Source organism: Enterobacter sp. ECC-219 (genome assembly GCF_043966805.1).
GTDB classification, from domain to species: Bacteria; Pseudomonadota; Gammaproteobacteria; order Enterobacterales; family Enterobacteriaceae; genus Enterobacter; species Enterobacter cloacae_N.
Genome location: NZ_CP143680.1, coordinates 4,778,071 through 4,801,821, shown reverse-complemented (window position 1 = coordinate 4,801,821; position 23,751 = coordinate 4,778,071). Strand labels below are relative to the sequence as shown.

Below are 23,751 nucleotides of genomic sequence, written 5' to 3'. Positions count from 1 at the left end.
ACTCTTAGCAGATAAACCCGCGGTGCGCGCGGTTACTGATATTTAATGGAGTACACAACGTCGGTTGATACTTGACCGGCAGTAGCTGCACCACCCGTTGCCACATATTGTGCCCAGTAATCAAAGCGAGCCGTATTACCGGCAACCGTAACGGTTTTAGCGTTATTGTTTGCGGTATTCAGGTTCAGAATTGCTTTTGAAGAATCCAGTAAACCAACCTGAACTTTCTCCGCACCGCCTGATGCTTTAGCCACGGTATTTTTCAGGTTACCGGTGGTGGCATCGATATTGGTGCTTTGCGCCAGTTCGAAGAATACGCTGGCAATTTTGCCATCGGTGCAGTTAGCGCCGCTTAACGTAATGTGGAATGGGGTATCACCCGCACGCTGTCCATCCGTTGCAAGCGCGGTTGTACTAATAGAAGGTAAATGAACGGTAAAATCAGGGCTGGTAGATTCGCCCTGTGCGTCACCGCCGGTAATAGTACAGGTTGCGTCGCTAATAGTACCTTCAAAAGTAATAGTGCCATCTTCTGCTGCCGCGGCGGTACCGATGGTTGAAAGAACGGCCAGGATTACAAGCTTAGATAACTTATTCATAAAAATATCCATATTATTTTATTGGGAGCGCTATTGTATAGAGGTCATCTCCTCCACCGCTATCGTCCAGACATAAATATATTCCTATTTTTAAAATGATATATTTATTAAATCTATGGATTAATTTTTGATTAGGGCTTTTAAGCGCAAATAATGCGAGGTAATGCGTGGCTTAAGAGAATATAAATTATAAAAATGAATTTTATCTGTGTGGCGAATATTTGAGGGCCGTAAAAGTCTGGCAACGCAATTGATTTATGTTTTGAAAAGTGAGCTTGAATCTTCACGTTCCAGAGGCTAGCATTAGGCAAAAGCAGTAAGGACATCAATCCCTTCCTCGTCGGGTTTAACGACGCGGAGGGGATTTTTTTTCATCTGTATCTAATGCAACGACTTTCAATGAGGTCAGGACATGAGCACTTTAGGTCATCAGTACGATAACTCTCTGGTATCTAACGCGTTTGGTTTTTTACGTCTTCCGATGAACTTCCAGCCGTACGACAGTGACGCTGACTGGGTAATCACCGGCGTACCGTTCGATATGGCGACCTCTGGCCGCGCGGGTGGTCGTCACGGCCCGGCGGCGATCCGTCAGGTTTCCACTAACCTGGCCTGGGAGCACAACCGCTTCCCGTGGAACTTCGACATGCGCGAGCGCCTGAACGTCGTGGACTGCGGTGACCTGGTGTACGCCTTTGGCGACGCGCGTGAAATGAGCGAAAAGCTGCAGGCCCATGCTGAAAAACTGCTGGCCGCCGGCAAGCGCATGCTCTCCTTTGGCGGTGACCACTTCGTGACCCTGCCGCTGCTGCGCGCCCACGCGAAGCACTTCGGTAAAATGGCGCTGGTGCATTTTGATGCGCATACCGACACCTACGCGAACGGCTGCGAGTTCGACCACGGCACCATGTTCTTCACCGCGCCGAACGAAGGTCTGATCGACCCAAACCACTCGGTGCAGATCGGCATCCGCACCGAGTTTGACAAAGACAACGGCTTCACCGTGCTGGACGCGGGCCAGGTTAACGATCGCGGCGTGGACGATATTCTGGCGCAGGTGAAGCAGATCGTCGGCGACATGCCTGTTTACCTGACTTTCGATATCGACTGTCTGGATCCGGCATTTGCACCGGGCACCGGTACGCCGGTCATCGGCGGCCTGACGTCTGACCGCGCCATCAAGCTGGTGCGCGGCCTGAAGGATCTGAACATCGTCGGGATGGACGTAGTAGAAGTGGCACCGGCCTACGACCAGTCCGAGATCACCGCGCTGGCCGCGGCGACCCTGGCGCTGGAAATGCTTTACATCCAGGCGGCGAAAAAAGGCGAATAAGCCTTACGCGCTCACTGCTGCTGCGCGACGCATGTGCAGCAGCAGCATTCCTCCTGCGAGCAGGGTAATGACCTGCGAGACGACCAGCACCGAAAAACCAGAACTGACCGACCCCACCGATTTCATCACCATCCCCATCAGCAGCGGAATAAACGCCGCGAAGATATTGCCTGTCCCATTGATAATGCCGTACGCACTGCCCACGGCGTCCCGCGCGGCGTGATGTTGGATCACCGCAGGAATGGCGGCCCCCTGAACTCCCCAGAACACATTGGCGGACAGCATAAACAGCGCCAGCCATGCGGGCTGATGGCTTAGCATCAGTGCCACCACGGAGAGCGCCGTCAGCGTTCCTCCCGCGACAAACAGCACCGGCGCCTGCTCCGGGCGCATTTTGTCGAGCAGCACGCCGCCGAGGAATTTAGAGCCCAGGCTCAGCAGGAAGGGAATGGCCGCAAGCATGCCGGTGGCATGCAGCGAGAAGTGGTGTTCGTCGCGAAGCCATGCTGGCAGCCAGGCGCTGCTCCCCCAGAGGTAGCTCAGCGTGGCGACTTCAACCAGCAGGATCCAGCCCAGCAGCGGCGTTTGCCACGCCAGGGTGAAGGTGCGAACAAAACCCGGTTTTTTCGTCGTTGGGAGGCCGCCCGGCACGGGCAGGTATCGCCAGATGAGTCCGCCACCGAGAGCCAAATTCAGTATCGCCAGCGCATAAAACGACCCGGCCCAGCCCAGATGGTCCATCAGCCAGGTCACCAGCGGAAAGCCCACGGCCAGGCCGAGCGAGACGCCCAGCGCGGTCACGGCGTTGGGTTTGCCGATCTCATCCGCGCTAAAGTTATCGCTGATGAAGCGCGTTTTCAGGGAAAAGAGCGGTCCTTCCGCCACCCCAAGAATCACGCGCGCGATGAGCATCCCCATCAGCGAGCCGAGCAGGGGAGAGATTGCACAGACCGCGGCCCAAATCACAATACTGCCTAATAACCCCTGCCGATAATGAAGTTTGCTTTCAATAACTGGTGTTAATAATAAAGCTGAGAAACCATAACCCAGAAGAAAGCAGGTCATTAGCATTCCCTGTAACATCCTGTTTTCATTTAGCTGAAAATGATGGGCAAATTCCGGGTTTAATATCATTACAGAAATATTTACCCGGTCGATGTAGGAGATAATGATGAGTAATAACAGTGCAATTGTACCTTGCCATCTTGCCGTCATGTTGCCTGCCTTATGCGTGCGCATAGTTATATTTTTATCAGCGTGATTGTCACGGTTCTAAAATGATTCACCAGTGAAACTTGTTGTTTTAAAAGAATAAAATAAATATTTGTTTCACTGGTGAAACATTAAGCGCTTCCTCTCTTTTATTTGTACGAAGCAAAAACAAAGAAAGTCAATATCTGAGTAATGAAATTTAAAGTCATCGAAAAATCGTATTCATTCACGCTGCAATAATGAAAATTTCATATCGCTGCATTTTTTCGTGATCCTTTCCACACTTAGTTAATTAATTACCTTTCCATTAACAAATTCTTCACATCAGCGCTTGACGAAACATTCATCGCTTTTATATTGACCGTATTAAATAAGAAACAGAGTTTCATATATGAAACAAAAGCCTGGAGGATCGTGATGAGCTGGATAGGCGTATGTGACGCAGAACAAGTACAGGAAGATTTCCCTTTTAGCGGTAGCGTCGACGGTAAAGAGATCGGCGTTTATTTGATTGACGGCGAGTATTACGCGCTGGAAGACGTATGTCCGCACGCTTATGCCCTCCTGAGCCAGGGCTTCGTCGAAGATGGAAAGGTGGAATGCCCGCTGCACGAGGCGGTCTTCGACGTTAAAACCGGCCAGTGCCTGCACGGCCCCGGCGGTCGCAACCTTAACCGCTACCCGGTTCGGGTCTATGAAAACCAAATCCAGATTACTTTCGTCGAGGAGACCGTGGCATGAGCAACACCCTGAACTACAACCCGGCGCTGCCGGAAAGCCGCCAGTTTACCCCGCCTGCAGAAGGCGGTAACGGCGCCATTCATAAGCCAGGCGATTACCAGAATCTCATCTGGCAAACCCGCAGCCGCGAACCGGAAAACTGGGAGGTGAACCTCATTGCGACGCTGGAAGAGCTCTTTGAGCAGGGTGTTGAAACCTTACCGGAGCTGGTGAACGGCCTGAACGCGGTGCGCATGCACGACCAGCAGGGCGAGCCGTGGAGCAACGCCAGCTTCCAGGCATTCTTACAGGTTAACGGCTACTGAGGACAACGCGATGACGACGACCGTACAACATTATCTCGATAAAGGCCTGCGCGGCCTCTGGTATCCGGTGCTGTCGAGCTGGGAAGTGCAGTCCGCGCCGGTGGGGATTACCCGCCTGGGCGAGCAGATTGTGGTCTGGCGTAACAAGGACGGTCAGGTCCAGGCGCTGGAAGACCGCTGTCCGCACCGCGGCGCGCGCCTGTCCATGGGCTGGAACCTCGGCGACCGTATCGCCTGCTGGTATCACGGCGTGGAAGTGGCGGGCAACGGCGAGGTGAAAGACGTGCCCGCCGTGGATAAATGTCCGCTGGTCGGTCAGCAGTGCGTGCGCAGCTATAACGTGCAGGAGGCGCACGGCGCCATCTTCCTGTGGTTTGGCGTCACCGCTGACCAGCAGCCGGACGAGCTGACCTTCCCGGATGAACTCGCCGACACGGAGAACTTCAGCAACTTCCTCTGTACCGCCGCGTGGAAATGCAACTACCAGTACGCGCTGGAAAACGTAATGGACCCGATGCACGGCACCTATTTGCACTCGTCCTCACACTCGATGGCGGAAGGGGACCGCAAAGCCGACATGGTTCTTCAGCCGACCAAAACCGGCTTCATCTTCGAGAAGAAGGGCCAAAGCGGCGTTAACTTTGACTGGGTGGAGCTGGGCAATAGCGGCACCTGTTGGATGCGTCTCTCCATTCCGTATAAGAAGCGCTTCGGACCGGGCGGCCACTTCTTTATTGTCGGCATGGTGGTGCCGGAAGATAACGACAACTGCCGCGTCTTCTTCTGGCGTATTCGCCGCGTGCAGGGCTGGCAGCGCGACATGTGGCGCTTTATGTACCGCAACCGTCTGGAAAAGCTGCACTGGGAAGTGCTGGAGCAGGACCGCGTGGTGCTGGAAAGCCTGGCGCCAAACGCCCGCGACCATGAGTACCTTTATCAGCACGACGTTGGGCTCTCTCGCCTGCGCCGCATGATGCAGAAGGCCGCCAAAGAGCAGCTGGCGATGCGCGAAGCGCAGCAGGGAGCCGCCTGATGAACGGACTGCTGGGGGGAAAGCGCATCGTCGTGACCGGCGCCGCGCGCGGGCTGGGCTACCACTTTGCCAGAGCCTGCGCGGAGCAGGGCGCGTCGGTGGTGATGTGCGACATCCTCAAAGGCGAACTGGCCGAGAGCGCGCAAACGCTCCGCGAACAGGGCTATGCGATCGAGCCGCACGTCATCGATCTGGCCGATCCGCATTCCATTGAGCAGGCGTTCAGCGCCATTGGCGAGCAGGGGCAGTTTGACGGCCTGGTGAACAACGCGGCAATGGCGACGGGCGTGGGCGGCAAAAATATGCTCGATTACGATCCGGACCTGTGGGACCGCGTGATGAGCGTGAACGTCAAAGGTACCTGGCTGGTGACGCGCGCCGCCGTGCCGCTGCTTCGCGAAGGGGCGGCAATTGTGAATGTGGCGTCCGATACCGCGCTGTGGGGCGCCCCGCGCCTGATGGCCTACGTCGCCAGTAAGGGGGCGGTGATTGCCATGACCCGCTCGATGGCGCGCGAGCTGGGCGAAAAGCGCATTCGTATCAACGCTATCGCGCCGGGGCTGACCCGCGTCGAGGCAACCGAATATGTGCCCGTCGAGCGGCATCAGCTCTACGAAAACGGACGTGCACTCGCGGGCGCGCAGCAGCCGGAAGATGTGACCGGCAGCGTGGTCTGGCTGTTAAGCGATCTGTCGCGGTTTGTCACCGGGCAGCTGATCCCGGTCAACGGCGGCTTTGTCTTTAACTGAGGTATGGCGATGATGGCAAATGATCGGGAAGTGAAGTATCTGGTGCCGGGGCTGGAGCGCGGCCTGCAACTGCTGTTGGCCTTCGGCGAGCAGCATCGCGAACTGACCTTTGCCGAACTGCACCGGCTGGTGGATATGCCGAAGGCCACCGCCTACCGGGTAGTGCAGACCCTGGAGTACATGGGTTTTCTGGAGCGCAACGCGCGCACCAATACCTTTTCGCTCGGCATGAACGTGCTGCGCCTGGGCTTTGAGTACATCGCTTCGCTGGACGTGGCGCAGGTCGGCCAGCCGGTGATCGAGCAGCTGCGCGACGTCAGCCAGTGCAGCAGCCATCTGGCGATCCGCGACGGGCGCGACATTATCTATATCGCCCGCGTCAGCGCCGCCGGGTCACGCATCAATCAGGTCAGCATTGGCACCCGTCTGCCGGTGCACTGCACCTCGCTCGGGCGCATGCTGCTGACCGATGTATCCCGTGCCGATTTTGAACAGTTGTTCCCGCACGAGCGTCTGCCGGGCAACACGCCGGGGCAGCTTCACGACCGCGAAGCTCTCTGGCAGATGGTGCAGCAGGATAAAGCCCGTGGGTACGTGATCGGTGAATCCTTCTTCCGCCACGGCATCTCCTCCATCGTCTACCCGGTGTATGACCGAAGCGGACGCGTGGCGGCGGTGGTCAGCATTCTGGTGCCGTCGGAAGAGATCCCGCAGACCGACCGCGAACGCCTGCAAAACGAGGTTCGCCTCGCGGCGGATAGAATTTCTGGCTTCCTAGGGTATCTGTCACAGGCCAGTTAAATCAGTGAGTTAACGTCAGGCGCTTGACCGCGTCGGGCATGTTTTACGCCCAATTTGGGCCAGATGAGGCAACGAACGATGAGTGTAACCGGAATTGAAAAGCTGGAATTTGGCGTAGAAGACCTGACGCACTGCGCCAAATTTATGCGTGATTTTGGCCTGACGGGCGATGCCAGCGGCCAGCGTTTTACTACCCTGAGCGGCGCGCGCGTGGAGCTTAACCAGATCGACAGTTCAGACCTGCCGCCAGCGTTTGAGACGGGCAACACCCTGCGCCGCATGACCTGGGCGGTTGAGAGTCAGTCAGATCTTGACGCGCTGCGCCCGAAGCTGGCGCAGCAGCCCGGCTTTCGCGAGGTGGGCGACGCGCTGGAGTGCCTCGACCCGAACGGTATGACCCTGCGCGTGCAGGTCAGCCAGCAGACCGAGGTAGAGCTGAACGTCGAGCCGATTAACCAGTGGGGCGACGTCCGCCGCATCGACACCCCGAGCCCGGTTTACGATCGCGCCCAGCCCATCAACGTTGGGCACGTGGTGTTCTTCGTGGAAGAGCTGGCGGCGGTGGAGAAATTCTACCGCGAGGTGCTCGGCTTCCAGGTCTCTGACCGCTACATCAACCGGGCCGTGTTCCTGCGCTGCGGCGCGCGCGGCGGCCATCACAACCTGTTCCTGCTGCAGCTGCCGAACCGCAGGCGCGGTCTCAACCACGTGGCCTTCACGGTACGTGATATTCATGAGGTGATCGGCGGTGGGATTGCGATGAATAAACACGACTGGAGCACCTTTATCGGGCCGGGCCGCCATCCGGTGTCGTCGGCCTATTTCTGGTACGTCAACAGCCCGACCGGCGGCGCGTTTGAGTATTACACCAACGACGACTACCTGACCGAAAACTGGCAGCCGCGCGAGCTGGAGCACTCGCTCGTCTCCTTTACCGAATGGGCGGTGGAAGGTGGGATTGACCACGACACGCGCCGCCAGCAGAAAAAGCCGGAGGCGGTATGACGTCGCGCATTGTCATTATTGGCGGCGGCCAGGCGGGCGGCTGGGCGGCGAAAACCCTGCGCGACGAGGGCTTCGACGGCGAGATTTGCGTGGTGGCAGAAGAGGAATGGGATTTCTACGAACGGCCGCCGCTGTCGAAGGCGTCTCTGCTGGAGCCGGACGCGGCGCTCCCGCGCCTGTTTACCGACGAGGTGCAGCAGGCGCTGAACCTGACCTGGTTCCGCCCGCTGCGTGCGGAGCAGATCGACCGAGCAGCGAAAACGGTGCGGTTAAGCAACGGCGAGTATCTTAGTTACAACATTCTTTTGATTGCCACCGGAGGGCGGGCGCGCCTGCCGGGTGAGGCGTGGGCTTCCCATCCGCAGGTCTACACCCTGCGCCACTGGCAGGACGCGCAGCGCCTGAAGGTGCGTCTGGCGGAAAGTCAAACTCTGGCGATTGTCGGCGGCGGCTGGATTGGGCTGGAGATTGCCGCCTCCGCGCGCAAAAGCGGCGTGGCGGTTACCCTGTTCGAGCAGCAGCCTGCGCTCTGCATGCGCTCGGTGAGCGGTGAGGTGTCGCAGCGCCTGGAAGCCCTCCATCGCGGGCAGGGTGTCGAGATACGTACCGGCTGCGGCGCGCTGGAGCTGGAGGACGATAGCGGCCTGCCGGTTATCCACTGCGATGGCCGGCGCGAAACCTTTGACGCGGTGGTGGTGGGGATCGGCGTCGATCTCAATCTGGAGCTGGCGCGCGATGCGGGGCTGCGCACCGAACGAGGGATCGTCGTCGATGCCCAGGGGCGAACGTCGGATCCGTCCATTTTTGCCGCAGGCGATGTGGCCCGGCATCATCACTACGGCCTGTGCATCCAGTCCTGGGCCTTTGCGCAGAATCAGGCGGTGGCGACGGCAAAAGCGATGCTCAACCCCGATGCGCCAGGCTACGACGACGCGCCGTGGCTGTGGTCGGATCAATATCAGCACAACATCCAGATCCTCGGCATACCGCAGCCGGGAAGCACAACGATAGCGCGCGAAGATTCGCTGTTCTTCTCGCTGGACGAGAGCGGGCGGCTGACGCAGCTGGTGGCGTTTAACGATGCGCGTACCGTCAAGCTGGCGAAGCGCTGGATGGCGGCAGGGCGGGATCTGTCCGACGTGCCGCTCGCCGACCCGACTTTTTCACTGATGTCACTGCGATAACCCGCACCCGTAGGGGGAGACATGACCACATTAGAGACCAACACCGCGCCCGTTGAGGCGAGCGGTGAGGGAGCCCGCACGCCTGAAAAAGCGGTGCGCTGGGCTATCCCGCTGTCGCTGCTGGCCTGCGTGCTGCTGGCGTTTTTCGACAAAATCAGCATCGCGGCGCTGTTTTCCGACGGCCATTTCCAGCAGGCGATGGGGATCGATTTCGACACCACGCGCCTCGGCATTCTGATGAGCGCCTTTCTGCTCAGCTACGGCTTTTCGTCGGTATTTTTAAGCGGCTTAGGCGACAAGATCGCGCCGCTGCGCCTGCTCACCGGAATGATGGTGGTGTGGTGCGTGCTGATGGTGGCGATGGGCTTTACCCATAACTACACGCTGATGATCGTTCTGCGCATTCTGCTGGGCGTGGCGGAAGGGCCGCTGTTCCCGCTGGCCTTTGCCATTGTGCGGCACAACTTTCCGCAGCATCTGCAGGCGCGCGCCACCATGCTGTGGCTGCTGGGCACGCCGGTGGGCGCGGCAATCGGTTTCCCGCTCTCCCTCTGGCTGCTGAACGCCTTCGGCTGGCAGAGCACCTTCTTCGTGATGGCGATGCTCACCGTGCCGGTGCTGATTTTCGTGCGCGTAGGTCTGTGCGGGATCCGTCTGGAAGCAAAACCCGGCACCTCGCAGGCGTCTCAGGACGAGCGCCGCGCCGCGCGCCGCGAGCTGTTTGTCAGCCCGCACTTCTGGATCATCTGCATCTTTAACATTGCCTTCCTGACCTACCTTTGGGGCATCAACGGCTGGCTGCCGGGCTACCTGATTAAGGGGAAAGGCATTCACCTGGAGCACGCGGGCTGGCTGTCGTCGATGCCGTTCATCGCCATGCTGGCGGGCGAGGTGATTGGCGCGTGGCTGTCGGACCGGGTCGATAAGCGCGCGGCGGCCTGCTTTATCTCGATGGCGGGAGCGGCGGTAGGCCTGGCGGCGGTGATGCACCTTGACACCCCGCTGACCATCATCGCGGCGATGAGCTTCAGCACCTTCATGTGGGGCACCGGTGCACCCAACATTTTCGCCCTGCTGGCGAAGGCCACCCATCCGCGGGTGAGCGCTACGGCGGGCGGCATTTTCAACGGGCTGGGAAACTTTGCGGGCGCACTGTCGCCGGCGGTGATGGGCGCGCTTATCGCCTTCACCCACAGCATGGATTCCGGGCTGATTTTTCTGGCGGTGATGGCGGCGGTGGGCTGCGTCCTGTTACTGCCGCTGCTGAGACGTTACTGAGGAGAGTGTCATGACTGATTCAACCGTAACCAAGACATCTGGCATCAAGCCTGACCACCTGACGATGGAAGAGTGGGTCGAGTCGCGCATCGCGCGCTTCGAAGGCCGCAAGTACGACTGGAACGCGCTGAAGTTCCAGGCCGATTTTGACCCGAAGTACCGCCGGGCGCAGATGCGCTACATCGGCACCGGCGCAACGGGCGTGGCGAACGACACCAACACCGTGCAGGCGGATCACTTTACCTTCTCCACCATGGTGCTGCCGTCGAAGTGCGAGGGGCCGCTGCACCTGCACGACGACGTGGAAGAGGTGTTCTTCATGCTTAAAGGGCAGATCACGCTGATGATCCAGGACGGCGACAACTACACCGAAACCGTGCTGCGCGAGCGCGATTTGATTTCCGTCCCGCCGGGGATCTATCGCGGCCTGTTTAACCATGGGGAAGAAGAGGCGCTGATGTGCGTCATGCTGGGAACCAACAAGCCGGAAATCCCGACCTATCCGGCCGACCATCCGCTCTCAAAAGTGAAGCGGAACTAAGGGGGCATGATGACGGGGTTTCGTGAACAGGGAAGCGGCATTCCGCTGATGCTGCTGCACGGCATCAGCTCCGGCGCGGCCTCCTGGCACAAGCAGATGACGCTGGAAGGCTTTCGCGTGTTGGCGTGGGACATGCCCGGCTATGGCGAAAGCCCGATGCTGGCGGTTGAGCGTGCGAACGCGGGGGATTACGCCGACGCGCTGGCGGCGATGCTCGACCGCGCGGGCGTCTGGCAGACGGTGCTGGTGGGCCATTCACTCGGCGCGCTGGTCGCCAGCGCCTTTGCGGCGAAGTATCCGCAGCGCGTGCTGCAACTGGTGCTGGCGGACGCCGCGCAGGGCTACGGCAATGCTGTCCCGGAGCAGCGGGAGCAGGTCTGGCGCAGCCGCGAGCAGCAGATGGCGCTCGGCGGTGAAATCCTCGCGCAGACCCGCGCCGCGAAGCTGCTGCGCCCCGGCGCGCGCGCGGACGATATCGCCACCGTCGCGGCGGGCATGCGCGCGCTGCGCCCGGAAGGCTACCTTGCCGCCGCGTGGATGCTGGCGCACGACGACATTCATACCTGGCTCAAGCGGCACCCCGGCACGTTTGAAGTCTGGTGCGGCGAGCAGGACGCCATCACGCAGCCCGAGCTGGTACAGGGGCTGGCGCTGCGCTACCGCATGCCGTTTACCGCCATACCGCAAGCCGGGCACGCCAGCTATCTCGATAACGACGCGTTTTTTAACCAACAGCTTTTACGCATTAACGAAGAGGTGCGCGATGAATGCACACATTGACGGCCGCGTAGCGGTAGTCACCGGCGGTTCTTCCGGCATTGGCTTTGAAACGCTGCGCCTGCTGCTGGGCGAGGGAGCAAAAGTGGCCTTCTGCGGCCGCGACTCGGACCGGCTCGCCAGCGCCCACGCGACGCTGCAAAACGACTATCCCGACGGGGAGATTTTCTCTTACCGCTGCGACGTGCTGAACGCTGACGAGGTGCAGGCTTTCGCGGATGCCGTTCAGGCCCAATTTGGCGCGGCGGATATGCTGATCAACAACGCCGGGCAGGGCTACGTGGCGCATTTCCACGACACCCCGCGTGAGGCGTGGCTGCACGAGGCCGAGCTGAAGCTGTTCGGGGTGATCAACCCGGTTCAGGCGTTTCAGCCTCTGCTGGAGCGGTCCGACATCGCCTCGATCACCTGCGTCAATTCCCTGCTGGCGCTGCAGCCGGAGGAGCACATGATTGCCACTTCTGCCGCCCGCGCCGCGCTGCTGAACATGACGCTCACTCTCTCAAAAGAGCTGGTGGGCAAAGGCATTCGCGTCAACTCCATTTTGCTCGGCATGGTGGAATCCGGGCAGTGGCAGCGCCGCTTCGAAAGCCGGGCGGACAAAAGCCAGAGCTGGCCGGCCTGGACGGCGGATATCGCGCGCAAGCGCGGCATTCCGATGGCGCGCCTCGGCAAGCCGCACGAGCCCGCGCAGGCGCTGTTGTTTCTCGCTTCGCCGCTGGCTTCGTTTACTACCGGTGCCGCGCTGGACGTTTCCGGCGGCTTCTGCCGCCATCTGTAAGGACGCATCATGAAAAAGGTAATGTTAATTGGGTTTGGCGCCATGGCGCAGGCGGTGATTGAGCGTCTGCCCGCCGGCGTGGCTATTGGCTGGATCGTGGCGCGTGAAGCCCACCACGCGGCCATTCGCGCGCAGTTTGGTGATGCGGTAACGGCGCTGACCTCGCCGGTGGACTGCGCGGAAGCGCCCGACCTGGTGCTGGAGTGCGCCAGCCAGCAGGCGGTGGCGCAGTATGGCGAAGCGATTTTAAGTCGCGGCTGGCATCTGGCGGTGATCTCCACCGGTGCGCTGGCGGACAGCGTGCTGGAGCAGCGCCTGCACGCGGCGGGCGGCAGGCTGACGCTGCTCTCCGGTGCGGTTGCCGGCATTGACGGGCTGGCGGCGGCGAAAGAGGGAGGGCTTGAGCGGGTTACCTATCAGTCGCGCAAAAGCCCGGCCAGCTGGCGCGGTAGCTATGCCGAGCAGCTTATCGATCTTAACGCGGTCTCAGAGGCGAAGGTCTTCTTTGAAGGCAGCGCCCGCGAGGCGGCTCGCCTGTTCCCGGCGAACGCCAACGTGGCGGCAACCGTGGCGCTCGGCGGCGTGGGGATGGACGACACCCGCGTGCAGCTCATGGTCGACCCGGCAACGAAGCGTAATACCCACACGCTGCACGTCGAAGGATTGTTCGGCGAGTTCCATCTGGAGCTGAGCGGGCTGCCGCTGGCGTCCAATCCCAAAACCTCCACCCTTGCGGCACTGAGCGCGGTTCGCGCCTGCCGCGAGCTGTCCCTGAGCTGAGGAGTGACGATGGACGATCTGATGATTTTTATCGGCGGCCAGTGGCGACGCGGCGGCGGTAACCCGATGCAAAGCCATTTCCCGGCTGACGGGTCGATCAATGCGACGCTGAATGCCGCAAGCCCCGACGATCTCGTGGAGGCGATAGAGGCCGGCGAGCGGGCGTGGCGCGATCCCGCGTGGAGCAACAGTCTGCCGCATATGCGCGCGAAGATCCTGCATAAGGTCGCCGATCTGATTGAATCCCGCGTGGATGCTCTGGCGCAGATGCAGAGCCGCGATAACGGCAAGCCGCTGGCGGAAGCGCGCGGGCTGGTGATGAGCGCGGCGGGAACGGCGCGCTACTTTGCCGCCGCCTGCGAGCTGCTGGAAGGCGAGCTCCCGACGCCGCGCCAGCCGGATTTGCTGACCCTGAGCCGCTACGAGCCGCTTGGCGTGGTGGCCGCCATCACGCCGTGGAATTCGCCGATTGCCAGCGAGATGCAGAAGATCGCGCCGGCGATTGCCGCGGGTAACGCAGCGATCCTCAAGCCCGCCGAAGCCACGCCGCTGATGGCGCTGGAGCTGGCGCGGATTTTTGAACAGGCCGGGCTGCCCGCCGGGCTGTTGAGCGTCCTGCCAGGAAAAGGCTCGGTAATTGGCGATGCGCTGGCGCGTCATCCAAAGGTGCGGAAAATTTCGTTTACCGGCGGCACCACTACGGGCCGTCATCTGGCGCACGTGGCGGCGGAAAAGCTGATCCCGGCCTCGCTGGAGCTGGGTGGAAAATCCCCGACCATCGTGCTGGAGGATGCCGACGTTGAGCAGGCCGCGCGCGGGATCTGCTACGGCATTTTCAGCTCGGCAGGGCAGGCGTGCATCGCCGGGTCGCGCCTGTTTATTCACGAAAGCATCTACGCGCCGCTGATGGCGCGGCTACTGGAATTAACTCGCGGGCTGCGCGTGGGGCACCCCTTCACCGACGGCGTCCACGTTGGGCCGCTGATCAATGAGAAACATCGCCAGAGCGTGCAGGAATACGTCGAGCTGGCTAAGCGCGAGGGGGGCCGCGTGCTGTGCGGCGGGGAGATCCCGGCGGATCCTGACCTGGCAAACGGCAGCTTCTTCCTGCCGACCATTATCGAAGGGTTGACGAACAGCGCCCGCGCCTGCCAGGAAGAGATCTTCGGCCCGGTGCTGGTGGCAATGCCGTTTCGCGATGAAGCCACGCTTATCCGCGAGGCGAACGACTCGGTTTACGGCCTGGCGGCAGGGATCTGGACCCGCGACACCGGGCGCGCGTTGCGCCTGAGCGAACGGCTGGAGGCGGGCACGGTGTGGATCAACACCTACAAAGTTTTTGCGATTTCGACCCCGTTCGGGGGCTTTAAAGAGAGCGGTCTGGGCCGCGAAAAGGGCATTCAGGGGCTTAAAGCCTGGATGCAGCAAAAGAGCATTTATCTGGCGACGGGTAATAGCGTCAACCACTGGTGCGACTGAGAAAGGGTGAGCAATGAGCGAAATGATAACCGTCGGCGACGCCATCGCCAGAACGCTGGAGCAGTATCAGGTTGAGGCCATCTACGGCGTCATCTCCATTCACAACCTGCCGATCGCGGACGCGGTGGGGCAGCGCGGCAACATTCGCTTCGTGCCCGCGCGCGGCGAGGCGGGATCCGTCACCATGGCCGACGCCCACGGGCGTTTTTCCGGCCTCGGCGTGGCGCTGACCAGCACCGGCGCCGGGGCAGGCAACGCGGTCGGCGCGCTGGTAGAAGCCATGAACGCCTGCACGCCGCTGCTGCATTTAACCGGACAGGTGGAGAAAGCGTGGCTGGATGCCGACACCGGGTTTATCCACGAAACCCGCGACCAGCTGACCTTCCTGAAGGCCAGCTCAAAGCGGGCCTACCGCATCAGCAACGCCAACCAGGCGATAGCGATTCTGCATAAAGCGATTCAGGAGGCGCAAACGCCGCCGTGCGGGCCGGTTTCAGTGGAGATCCCGATTGATATTCAGGGGGCCCAAATTCCAATGTCGCTGGTGACCGCACCGGTGAAACCGGCTTCGGTTGCAGCCGTGGAGCCCGCGTCGGTCGATGCATTGTGGGCACAGCTCAGGCAGGCGAAACGGCCGCTGCTGTGGCTGGGCGGCGGGGCGCTGGGAAGCGCTGAAGCCGTGAAAACGCTGGCGGATGCGGGCGTGACGGTGATTTCCAGCACCCACGCGCGCGGCGTGCTGCCGGACAGCCATCGCGCCAGCCTGCGGGCGTTCCATAATTCTCCGTCGGTGGAGGCGATTATCGCGCAGTGTGACTTTACGCTGATCGCCGGTTCACGCCTGCGCAGCAACGAAACCCGCTCCTGGACGCTGGCGCTGCCCTCTCCGCGCGTGCAGATTGATATCGATCCGGCGGCAGCGAGCCGCAATTACCTGATGGATAACACGCTGATAGCCGACTGCTCCACGCTGCTTCGCGCGCTGGCCGACAAAGCCCAGGGCCGGGAGTGGGGCGACGCGCAGTGGGATACGCAGGTGCAGCAGGCGGTTGCCAAAGCAGAGCAGGGGCTGCGCGAACAGTGCGGCGCCTACGCGAAACTTAACGACGCCATTGAGAAAGCCCTGCCGCAGGACGGCCTGCTGGTGCGCGATATCACCGTTTCCGGCAGCCTGTGGGGCAGTCGTCTGTTCCGCGCTAACGGTCCGCTGATGAATATCCACTCGCTGGCTGGCGCAATTGGTATGGGACTACCGATGGCCATCGGTACCGCGATTGCTAACCCGCAGCGTAAGGTGGTGGGGCTGGTGGGCGACGGTGGCCTGAGCCTGAATTTAGGCGAGCTGGCAACGCTGGCGCAGGAGAAAGCCAACGTGACGCTGCTGATCATGAACGACGGCGGCTACGGCGTGATGCGCGGCATCCAGGATAAGTATTTCGGCGGGCGTCAGTATTATAACGAACTGCATACGCCGGACTTTACCCTGCTGGCACAGGCAATTGGCTTGCAGGCGTGGAGCGTGGAGCGGGCAGAGGATTTTGATGCGGTAATGACGGAGGCGCTTGCGATGCCGGGGCCGTCGGTGGTGGAAGTGCGGATGGGACAGATTGGCGCGCTGAAGTTTGCCGGGCCGCCGCAGAAGACGCTTTACTGATATGCGAGATTTCCCCTCTCCCCAAAGGGGAGAGGGTTAGGGTGAGGGGGTAAATCAGAACACGTTAAACGGGTATTCCACGTAGGCGCGGATCTCATCCCCGCCCACGTTGTACTCGCTGGCGTTGCTGGAGACGCGCAGCACGGAGTAGCGCAGGCGCAGCGTCAGGTCTTTCGCCGGGCCGTCCTGCACCTTGTACTGGATCTGGTTAAACCACTCGTGCTCTTTGCCGTTGCTGGTTTCAGAGGTTTTGATGTTGTCCCCACGCACGTAGGCGGTGGTCCAGCTCAGGCCCGGCAGGCCAAGGCCGCCAAAGTCCAGGCCGTACGACGCTTGCCATGAGCGCTCGTCTTCACCGTTGAAATCAGACCAGTAGGAGTTCGCCAGCCAGATGGTATTGCCACCGTCACCCACGCCGCCCTTGTCGCGATAGCCGCCGTAGTTGTAGCCGGTGCTGCCGCTGCTCTGCTGGTATGCCACTTTGAACGTATGAATATCCCAGATGTAGCTTGCCGCCAGGCTCCAGATGGTGTTGCTGCGGCCGGTGTCGAGGCTGTCAGCGTAACCCTGATCAAGACGCGAGTTATAGCCGTTAAAGTCGAGTACCAGCTGCTGTCCGGTGCTGAACGGCTGTTTGAAATTCAGGCCCAGATACTGTTTGTTCATCACCTCTTCGTTATGAGAGGCGTACAGCGCACCGCTGAACTGGTCGTTGAACTGGTAGCTTGCGCCCCCGAAGGTCAGGCTTTTCAGGCCGCTGTCGTGGCGGTCGTCGCTTTTACGCTGCTCGTCGGTGAAATAACCGGCGTTCACTTCCAGCCCGTCGATCTCTTTCGAGGTCAGCATGGCACCGGTGTAGCTTTCAAACAGCAGGCGGGAGTTATCGGCGTTAACGATAGGCAGTTCAGGGCGCTGGTTACCGTAGCTCAGCACGGTATTTGAGATGCGCATTTTGGCGGTTGCGCCAAATTTCGCTAGATCGGATTTGGCCCTCCCATCGTCTTCCTGTTTAAAGAAGTCGATACCGCCCGCGCCGCTCTTGCCGCGACCGCCATCCAGGCGCACGCCGTACTGTGCGATGCCGTCCACGCCAAAGCCCACCAGCCCTTCGGTATATCCGGATTCAAATGTGGCGATGATACCCTGGCCCCATTCGGCTTTATCCTGCTGGCCCTGATGGTAATCACGGCTGATATACGCATTGCGTAAAAACAGGTCTAAATGGCTGTCGTCGATAAAACCCATGCTGTCAGATTGCTGGCTTGCAGCGGCAGGTAATGCGGCGAATAAACTTAAAGCAATTAACGATAATTCTTTTTTCACGGAGGGAACGTCTCTGTCTTAATATATTAAATTGAATTACTGCGCGCTTGATAATTACCGGAAAGGTTAACGATTGCAATAAATATGTGACCAGACGTTTCAGCAGGAAAGGGCAGATTTGACGGGGTTTTCAGAGGTGTTACCGATACGTGCGATTTAGTTAGCAATTCATGCGAAATAAAAAGGAGGCAAAATTGCCTCCTTTCAATATTATTTAATTCCGTCAGCGGCCATACGGTCGCGAATATGCTGCGCGCGCGCTTCTGAGGCCGGGTGATCGTCAAACATGGAGCTCTGGCGACCCGCTTCCAGCTTGGCCAGCTTTTCGAAGCTGGTGGCTAAACCAGATGGATTAATCCCGCGTTTGCGCAACAGATCGTAGGAGTAGTCATCCGCTTCGGACTCCTGACGCTGTGAGAACTGGGAGTTAACCAGCTTTTCGCCTACGTCACCAAGCTGAGACTGGGACAGGCTGCCAACGATACCGCCCGCAGAGGCCGCCGCCGCGCGGATGGCATTGGTGCCTAAGGCAACCTGCATCCCTTTCTTGACGTGGCCGAGCGCAACGTGGCCCATTTCGTGGCCGATCACCGCTTCGACTTCGTTGTCGGTCATCATGTCCATCAGCCCGCTGTAGACGCGGATGCAGCCGTTCGCCATCGCGAAGGCGTTCACGTCTTTCGCCATGTAAACCTTGTAGTTCACCGGCTGGCCGTTGATGTTATCGCCGAGCGCGGAAGCAATCTTATTCAGACGCTGTGTGTAGGTACTGTCAGCCGGCGCAAGCGTGGCTTTTCCGTCCATATCTTTACAGGCCTGATCGCTCAGCGCTTTAACCTGCGCGTCACTCAGGGAGTAGGCCTGAAAGGCTTCTGCACCTGAGGTCATCAGACCGTTAGAGTCCATATTCTGACAGCCGCTCAGCATGAGCGTTGTACCCAGGGCCAGCACTATTGCACGCATTTTCATGAAGTTGCTTCCGTACTCGTTAATCTGAATAAAATCCGAAAAGTGCACCCGCAACGAAGCCGGGGCGGGGTAAGTATAAGGAATATCTACAGGCGCGGGCGAGCAGATTGCGCAACATGCGAGCATGATCCAGAGATTTCTTAAGCTGCAAAAGAATGGTCCATGTACATGCCCTGCGGCTTGGGTTACATTGTTGGCACTTTTTTCCGGCGTAGCCCAAAACGCGCTGTCGTCAAGGGCATGGCCTTTAACAGTCCGATCTGGAGTTAAAATGTCCTCACGTAAAGAGCTTGCTAATGCTATTCGTGCGCTGAGCATGGACGCAGTACAGAAAGCCAAGTCCGGCCACCCGGGTGCCCCTATGGGTATGGCTGATATCGCCGAAGTCCTGTGGCGTGATTTCCTTAACCACAACCCGCAGAACCCGGCATGGGCTGACCGCGACCGTTTCGTGCTGTCTAACGGCCACGGCTCTATGCTGATCTACAGCCTGCTGCATCTCACCGGCTACGATCTGCCTATCGAAGAGCTGAAAAACTTCCGTCAGCTGCACTCCAAAACTCCAGGTCACCCGGAAGTGGGCTACACCGCTGGTGTAGAAACCACCACCGGCCCGCTGGGTCAGGGTATTGCTAACGCTGTGGGTATGGCGATTGCTGAGAAGACCCTGGCGGCGCAGTTCAACCGTCCTGGCCATGACATCGTGGACCACTTCACCTACGCCTTCCTGGGCGACGGCTGCATGATGGAAGGCATTTCTCACGAAGTGTGCTCCCTGGCCGGTACCCTGAAGCTGGGTAAACTGGTTGCGTTCTATGACGACAACGGCATCTCCATCGACGGTCACGTTGAAGGCTGGTTCACTGACGACACTGCAGCACGTTTCGAAGCTTACGGCTGGCACGTTGTGCGTGGCGTTGATGGCCATGATGCTGACTCGATTAAACGTGCAGTAGAAGAAGCGCGCGCAGTGACCGACAAACCGTCCCTGCTGATGTGCAAAACCATCATCGGCTTCGGTTCTCCGAACAAAGCGGGCACCCATGACTCCCACGGTGCACCGCTGGGTGACGCGGAAATCGCACTGACCCGTGAAGCGCTGGGCTGGAAACACCCTGCATTCGAAATCCCGTCTGAGATCTATGCACAGTGGGATGCAAAAGAAGTGGGCCAGGCGAAAGAAGCGGCCTGGAACGAGAAGTTCGCTGCCTATGCGAAAGCGTTCCCACAGGAAGCGGCTGAATTCACCCGTCGTATGAAAGGCGATATGCCGTCTGACTTCGACGCGAAAGCCAACGAATTCATCGCTAAGCTGCAGGCGAATCCGTCTAAAATCGCGAGCCGTAAAGCGTCTCAGAATGCGATTGAAGCGTTCGGTCCTCTGCTGCCTGAATTCCTCGGCGGCTCCGCTGACCTGGCGCCATCTAACCTGACCCTGTGGTCTGGTTCTAAGCCAATCAACGAAGATACTGCCGGTAACTACATCCATTACGGTGTACGTGAATTCGGTATGACCGCTATCGCGAACGGTATCTCCCTGCACGGTGGTTTCCTGCCGTACACCTCTACCTTCCTGATGTTCGTTGAATATGCACGTAACGCCGTGCGTATGGCCGCGCTGATGAAACAGCGTCAGGTGATGGTCTACACCCACGACTCCATCGGTCTGGGCGAAGATGGCCCAACTCACCAGCCGGTAGAGCAGGTGGCTTCCCTGCGCGTGACCCCGAACATGAGCACATGGCGTCCATGTGACCAGGTTGAATCCGCGGTAGCGTGGAAATACGGCGTTGAGCGTCAGGACGGTCCAACCGCGCTGATCCTCTCCCGTCAGAACCTGGCGCAGCAGGAACGCACGCCAGAGCAGCTGGCGAACATCGCGCGCGGTGGTTACGTGCTGAAAGATTGCGCGGGCCAGCCTGAACTGATCTTCATCGCCACCGGTTCTGAAGTTGAACTGGCTGTTGCCGCGTGGGAAAAACTGACTGCCGAAGGCGTGAAAGCGCGCGTGGTCTCCATGCCGTCTACCGACGCGTTCGACAAGCAGGATGCCGCTTACCGCGAATCCGTACTGCCTAAAGCGGTTTCCGCTCGCGTGGCAGTGGAAGCGGGTATCGCTGACTACTGGTTCAAATACGTGGGCCTGAACGGCGCTATCGTCGGTATGACCACCTTCGGTGAGTCTGCTCCGGCAGAACAGCTGTTCGAAGAGTTCGGCTTCACCGTTGAGAACGTTGTCGCTAAGGCGAAAGAACTGCTGTAATTCCTCTCAAAGAAAGCCCGTACCATTGAGCAGAGCTCAGTCGGTACGGGCAGAAATCAAGCATAACGTATTGTGATCTTCAGAGGGTGTCAGTGCCTCAGAAGATCATCTTTTCGTAAAATTTTATGTCACTTCGTGATCTCCATTCTAAAAAATGCACTTTATCGCCCTCCGCAGACAGCATCCGTTGTATTAAATTATTTTTTATGTCTGAGACTTTTTTCACATATCTTTTTTTTGTTTATGATTTTATTTCATCTTTATTCAGGATAGTCCTGGTGATTTATTATTTAAGTTGTATCAGTAGATTGATATGTATCATTTACAGGAATGTATATTTTAATTCGCAATGTTCATTTTCTGTATTATAAGAAAATCTAACGATTATCGTTAATATTACTTCATTGGTTTTTAACTTCCTTGTTTGTTACTTTGTTTTAACTGATGGATTTATATCTGAAAGTCAGTAATACAAACGTTTATTAAAATAAGGATGTTATATGCAATTCAGACCCACATTGATCGCTATGACAATAGCGACAAGCCTGCTTTCTGCAAATGCAATGGCAGAATTAAAAGCAAACGACAGCACCAACAAAATTGATGGTACTTATAATGGCGCACTCATGCGCTCTACAGATAATGGGGAATCATGGCTTGAATTTGCGGCTAATGATGGAACAGATGCTGGCGTGAATAATGACTTCCCAGGAGCCGAAACGGTTGTCGTCGCCAACAGACTGGATGAAGTGATACAAACCCCGCTCTACGATCCTACTCTCAGCTACAGTCAGCCCAATACCCGGGTACGCTACAACGGCTATTATTGGACCAATCAGTGGTGGGCAAACCCAGGTGAAATGCCAGGCAGTAATGCGGTCTGGCTGAAAGGTGCACCCACTAATCTTGAACAAAACGTTGTAGATAGCTTTAATTTCACGCCATGGACCGGGCAGGAAGCTGAAGATTATCAAAAACAGCAAAAAGAGAAGGTTGCTAACCAAACGAAGATTTACGGCTATTATCCTGAATGGGGAGTTTATGAAGCGCACAACTACTTCACTCCTGATAAAATTGCCTGGGATTTGATGACCCATATTTCTTATGCCTTCGCCATCATCAAAGACGGCGTTGTTATTACTCACGATACTGAAAAAGGTCCTGAGTTGATGAAGGAACTCGCCAGTGCCAGCGAGCAGAATGGGGTAACAAATATTCTTTCTGTCGGGGGTTGGACTAACTCGGAAGATGGGGTATTTGAAAGCGCAACGTCAACCCCGGAGGGGGTTGAGAAACTTGCGCAAAGTATTGTCGATTACATGATTCAATGGAAATTCGATGGCGTCGATATTGACTGGGAGTATCCCGATTCTGACCAGGAGAAAACCCAGTTTACCAATCTCATCACCAGCCTTCGTACGAAACTGGATGACATTGGTAAGAAAAATGACCGTTATTATCAACTGTCGGCTGCCGTAACGGTTAATCACAACTCAATGTCCTATATCAACCCATCCGTGACGGCTTCTATTCTCGACTCCGTAAACGTCATGGCGTATGACATTCATGGGGCGTTTGATCCTATTACCGGCCATAATGCGCCGTTATATGCGAACAGCCAGGATGAAGATCAGAAGCTTAATATCTCTTCCGCTATATCTGAATATGTGAATACCTGGGGCATTCCGAAAAACAAATTAACGATGGGCATTCCTTTCTACGGTCGCGGCTGGGGGGATGTTCAGCCGACAGAGAAAGTTGCAGGTTTGCCAGGATTGTTTGTTCCGGGGAGTGCAACGGTGCATGGTGCCTGGGATGATGAAGGACAGTTTACGGGAACTAACCCTTTCTATGTTCTTCAGCAAAAGCTGGCGAGCGGGCAATACACCCGTTACTGGGATGCTGAGTCGCACGTGCCGTATCTGTATAACGCCTCAAGTAAAGAATTCCTGACCTATGACGATGAATCCTCTATCGCGGATAAAGTGAACTACATCAAAGACCAGGGTCTTGGCGGCGCCATTATATGGGACATCAGCGGCGATGATACCAATCATACGCTGGGCAAAATTGTTGCGACGCTGAAAGATTCTGACAGCGACGATGATGATGACGATGATGACACCAGTGTCATCTCTTATCTGACGCTTTCCCGCGCTGCTAACGATATCTGGGCGTCAACGCCAACGACTGGTAAGTCCTATTTCGACAGCAAAACAGGCATATTTACCATGGCGTATGGCGTCTTCTTTGAAATGCCGACGGAGGATTTCCAAAGCGGCATATTTGATATACGTGTAAACAACATATCGATTGCCAAAGTGAATAAAGGGAAAGTCACGAACGGTAACTTTGACAAAGGCAGTGAAAGTACTGATGTGCATACCAACTACGCCAATCTGAAAGAGGGGGACGTCGTTACGGTGGTAAGGACAGATACTGAGCATGAAAGCGTTCAGATAACGAAAACGGTGACCAAAGAGATGCTCGGGGATGCGGTGTTAACCACTGATGGTTCTTTGCAGGCGATCTATGTTCTCAGTATGGCAGGTAAAACCCTATACCCTTACTTCGCAATAGAGGTTCTGTTGCCACAATGTTCTGATAGCGGTGAGTATCAGGTCTATCTCAATGATGTTCGCGTTTCTTCTGTGAAAACGCTTGCGGATTGTAGGGACGCGATGGACCATATGGATAAAGGTGGCCAGGGCAAGAATATGGCATATTCTACGTCCAGTGATATTGTTTTACATGAGGGTGATGACGTTAAGGTCTATAATGTGACTAACGGAAACCAGGTTTTAGCTGGTCATTTGACCATTCCTCATAACTTTACTTACTATTGATTTACGTTGAGTTATCCATCCGGGCTTTTTCTGGCCCGGATTTCCAAATCTGCCCTGACGCTATTCCTGATCAATGTAGTGCTTCTGAGAACTATTCC

Annotated in this window: 21 protein-coding genes; 17 read left to right on the top strand and 4 right to left on the bottom strand. The window is 57.7% G+C overall.

Features of this window, described 5'->3' with window-relative positions; translation table 11 throughout:
• Positions 1–32 precede the first annotated feature (32 nt).
• Positions 33–611: a fimbrial protein gene (locus V1603_RS22825; RefSeq protein ID WP_233002841.1), complete on the bottom strand. Its 579-nt coding sequence runs from the start codon at positions 609–611 to the stop codon at positions 33–35.
• Positions 612–1,011: 400 nt separating this feature from the next.
• On the opposite strand from V1603_RS22825, the gene speB reads away from it, so the two are divergent.
• Entirely contained in the window at positions 1,012–1,932 is a 921-nt protein-coding gene (gene speB, locus V1603_RS22820; protein ID WP_008499737.1) for an agmatinase, read from the top strand.
• Between the two features lie 3 nt (positions 1,933–1,935).
• Here the strand turns inward: speB and V1603_RS22815 are convergent, their stop codons facing one another.
• Positions 1,936–3,147: an MFS transporter gene (locus V1603_RS22815; protein WP_395313302.1), complete on the bottom strand. Its 1,212-nt coding sequence runs from the start codon at positions 3,145–3,147 to the stop codon at positions 1,936–1,938.
• Positions 3,148–3,561: 414 nt separating this feature from the next.
• Here V1603_RS22815 and V1603_RS22810 point away from each other — a divergent pair, with 414 nt between their 5' ends.
• From V1603_RS22810 to V1603_RS22745, 14 genes are all read left to right on the top strand, one after another.
• Complete coding sequence (locus V1603_RS22810) at positions 3,562–3,885, top strand: non-heme iron oxygenase ferredoxin subunit (protein WP_116341948.1); 324 nt, start codon at positions 3,562–3,564, stop codon at positions 3,883–3,885.
• Positions 3,882–4,190 (top strand): recombinase-like helix-turn-helix domain-containing protein, encoded by a 309-nt coding sequence (locus V1603_RS22805; protein WP_163329644.1) that lies wholly within the window; start codon positions 3,882–3,884, stop codon positions 4,188–4,190. The genes V1603_RS22810 and V1603_RS22805 overlap by 4 nt, the downstream gene beginning before the upstream one ends.
• Positions 4,191–4,200: 10 nt before the next feature.
• Positions 4,201–5,223, top strand: coding sequence for a Rieske 2Fe-2S domain-containing protein (locus V1603_RS22800; RefSeq protein ID WP_395313301.1), 1,023 nt, complete (start codon positions 4,201–4,203; stop codon positions 5,221–5,223).
• Entirely contained in the window at positions 5,223–5,972 is a 750-nt protein-coding gene (locus tag V1603_RS22795) for an SDR family oxidoreductase (protein WP_166712304.1), read from the top strand. The genes V1603_RS22800 and V1603_RS22795 overlap by 1 nt, the downstream gene beginning before the upstream one ends.
• 12 nt (positions 5,973–5,984) lie before the next feature.
• On the top strand, positions 5,985–6,773 hold the full coding sequence (locus V1603_RS22790) for an IclR family transcriptional regulator (protein WP_116342271.1): 789 nt from the start codon (positions 5,985–5,987) through the stop codon (positions 6,771–6,773).
• 78 nt (positions 6,774–6,851) lie between these two features.
• A complete protein-coding gene (locus V1603_RS22785) occupies positions 6,852–7,778 on the top strand; it encodes a VOC family protein (protein WP_395313300.1) in 927 nt (308 codons plus the stop codon).
• Complete coding sequence (locus V1603_RS22780; RefSeq protein WP_395313299.1) at positions 7,775–8,962, top strand: NAD(P)/FAD-dependent oxidoreductase; 1,188 nt, start codon at positions 7,775–7,777, stop codon at positions 8,960–8,962. Before V1603_RS22785 ends, V1603_RS22780 begins: the two co-directional genes overlap by 4 nt.
• A 21-nt stretch (positions 8,963–8,983) precedes the next feature.
• On the top strand, positions 8,984–10,240 hold the full coding sequence (locus V1603_RS22775) for an MFS transporter (protein ID WP_395313298.1): 1,257 nt from the start codon (positions 8,984–8,986) through the stop codon (positions 10,238–10,240).
• 10 nt (positions 10,241–10,250) lie between these two features.
• Positions 10,251–10,781 carry a cupin domain-containing protein gene (locus tag V1603_RS22770; protein WP_116341934.1) on the top strand — a complete coding sequence of 177 codons (531 nt, stop codon included), beginning with the start codon at positions 10,251–10,253 and terminating at the stop codon, positions 10,779–10,781.
• 9 nt (positions 10,782–10,790) lie between these two features.
• Positions 10,791–11,561, top strand: coding sequence for an alpha/beta fold hydrolase (locus V1603_RS22765; RefSeq protein ID WP_395314008.1), 771 nt, complete (start codon positions 10,791–10,793; stop codon positions 11,559–11,561).
• Positions 11,545–12,339 carry an SDR family oxidoreductase gene (locus V1603_RS22760; RefSeq protein ID WP_395313297.1) on the top strand — a complete coding sequence of 265 codons (795 nt, stop codon included), beginning with the start codon at positions 11,545–11,547 and terminating at the stop codon, positions 12,337–12,339. Before V1603_RS22765 ends, V1603_RS22760 begins: the two co-directional genes overlap by 17 nt.
• Before the next feature lie 9 nt (positions 12,340–12,348).
• Positions 12,349–13,119: an aspartate dehydrogenase gene (locus V1603_RS22755; protein ID WP_395313296.1), complete on the top strand. Its 771-nt coding sequence runs from the start codon at positions 12,349–12,351 to the stop codon at positions 13,117–13,119.
• Positions 13,120–13,128: 9 nt separating this feature from the next.
• Positions 13,129–14,598 (top strand): aldehyde dehydrogenase, encoded by a 1,470-nt coding sequence (locus V1603_RS22750; protein ID WP_395313295.1) that lies wholly within the window; start codon positions 13,129–13,131, stop codon positions 14,596–14,598.
• Positions 14,599–14,611: 13 nt separating this feature from the next.
• Entirely contained in the window at positions 14,612–16,252 is a 1,641-nt protein-coding gene (locus tag V1603_RS22745) for a thiamine pyrophosphate-binding protein (protein ID WP_116341924.1), read from the top strand.
• Between the two features lie 54 nt (positions 16,253–16,306).
• Here V1603_RS22745 and V1603_RS22740 read toward each other — a convergent pair whose 3' ends face one another.
• Both V1603_RS22740 and V1603_RS22735 read right to left on the bottom strand, forming a co-directional pair.
• Positions 16,307–17,575, bottom strand: coding sequence for an OprD family outer membrane porin (locus tag V1603_RS22740; protein ID WP_116341921.1), 1,269 nt, complete (start codon positions 17,573–17,575; stop codon positions 16,307–16,309).
• Positions 17,576–17,785: 210 nt separating this feature from the next.
• Positions 17,786–18,544, bottom strand: coding sequence for a M48 family metallopeptidase (locus V1603_RS22735; protein WP_116342269.1), 759 nt, complete (start codon positions 18,542–18,544; stop codon positions 17,786–17,788).
• Positions 18,545–18,815: 271 nt separating this feature from the next.
• Between V1603_RS22735 and tkt the strand changes: the two genes are divergently transcribed.
• Together tkt and V1603_RS22725 are read left to right on the top strand one after the other, a co-directional pair.
• The gene (gene tkt, locus V1603_RS22730; protein WP_080330053.1) at positions 18,816–20,807 is read left to right on the top strand and encodes a transketolase; all 1,992 of its coding nucleotides are present in this window, start codon (positions 18,816–18,818) and stop codon (positions 20,805–20,807) included.
• Between the two features lie 500 nt (positions 20,808–21,307).
• Positions 21,308–23,653 carry a glycoside hydrolase family 18 protein gene (locus V1603_RS22725; RefSeq protein ID WP_395313294.1) on the top strand — a complete coding sequence of 782 codons (2,346 nt, stop codon included), beginning with the start codon at positions 21,308–21,310 and terminating at the stop codon, positions 23,651–23,653.
• Positions 23,654–23,751: the final 98 nt, after the last annotated feature.

Excerpts from the sequence above, each read along its gene's own strand:
- V1603_RS22775 (WP_395313298.1), top strand. The coding sequence starts at position 8,984 with ATGACCACATTAGAGACCAACACCGCGCCCGTTGAGGCGAGCGGTGAG.
- V1603_RS22760 (WP_395313297.1), top strand. The coding sequence starts at position 11,545 with ATGAATGCACACATTGACGGCCGCGTAGCGGTAGTCACCGGCGGTTCT.
- tkt (WP_080330053.1), top strand. The coding sequence starts at position 18,816 with ATGTCCTCACGTAAAGAGCTTGCTAATGCTATTCGTGCGCTGAGCATG.
- V1603_RS22805 (WP_163329644.1), top strand. The coding sequence starts at position 3,882 with ATGAGCAACACCCTGAACTACAACCCGGCGCTGCCGGAAAGCCGCCAG.
- speB (WP_008499737.1), top strand. The coding sequence starts at position 1,012 with ATGAGCACTTTAGGTCATCAGTACGATAACTCTCTGGTATCTAACGCG.
- V1603_RS22815 (WP_395313302.1), bottom strand. The coding sequence starts at position 3,147 with ATGACGGCAAGATGGCAAGGTACAATTGCACTGTTATTACTCATCATT.
- V1603_RS22750 (WP_395313295.1), top strand. The coding sequence starts at position 13,129 with ATGGACGATCTGATGATTTTTATCGGCGGCCAGTGGCGACGCGGCGGC.
- V1603_RS22725 (WP_395313294.1), top strand. The coding sequence starts at position 21,308 with ATGCAATTCAGACCCACATTGATCGCTATGACAATAGCGACAAGCCTG.
- V1603_RS22785 (WP_395313300.1), top strand. The coding sequence starts at position 6,852 with ATGAGTGTAACCGGAATTGAAAAGCTGGAATTTGGCGTAGAAGACCTG.
- V1603_RS22800 (WP_395313301.1), top strand. The coding sequence starts at position 4,201 with ATGACGACGACCGTACAACATTATCTCGATAAAGGCCTGCGCGGCCTC.
- V1603_RS22765 (WP_395314008.1), top strand. The coding sequence starts at position 10,791 with ATGACGGGGTTTCGTGAACAGGGAAGCGGCATTCCGCTGATGCTGCTG.
- V1603_RS22755 (WP_395313296.1), top strand. The coding sequence starts at position 12,349 with ATGAAAAAGGTAATGTTAATTGGGTTTGGCGCCATGGCGCAGGCGGTG.
- V1603_RS22745 (WP_116341924.1), top strand. The coding sequence starts at position 14,612 with ATGAGCGAAATGATAACCGTCGGCGACGCCATCGCCAGAACGCTGGAG.
- V1603_RS22790 (WP_116342271.1), top strand. The coding sequence starts at position 5,985 with ATGGCAAATGATCGGGAAGTGAAGTATCTGGTGCCGGGGCTGGAGCGC.
- V1603_RS22795 (WP_166712304.1), top strand. The coding sequence starts at position 5,223 with ATGAACGGACTGCTGGGGGGAAAGCGCATCGTCGTGACCGGCGCCGCG.
- V1603_RS22780 (WP_395313299.1), top strand. The coding sequence starts at position 7,775 with ATGACGTCGCGCATTGTCATTATTGGCGGCGGCCAGGCGGGCGGCTGG.
- V1603_RS22735 (WP_116342269.1), bottom strand. The coding sequence starts at position 18,544 with ATGAAAATGCGTGCAATAGTGCTGGCCCTGGGTACAACGCTCATGCTG.
- V1603_RS22770 (WP_116341934.1), top strand. The coding sequence starts at position 10,251 with ATGACTGATTCAACCGTAACCAAGACATCTGGCATCAAGCCTGACCAC.
- V1603_RS22810 (WP_116341948.1), top strand. The coding sequence starts at position 3,562 with ATGAGCTGGATAGGCGTATGTGACGCAGAACAAGTACAGGAAGATTTC.
- V1603_RS22825 (WP_233002841.1), bottom strand. The coding sequence starts at position 611 with ATGGATATTTTTATGAATAAGTTATCTAAGCTTGTAATCCTGGCCGTT.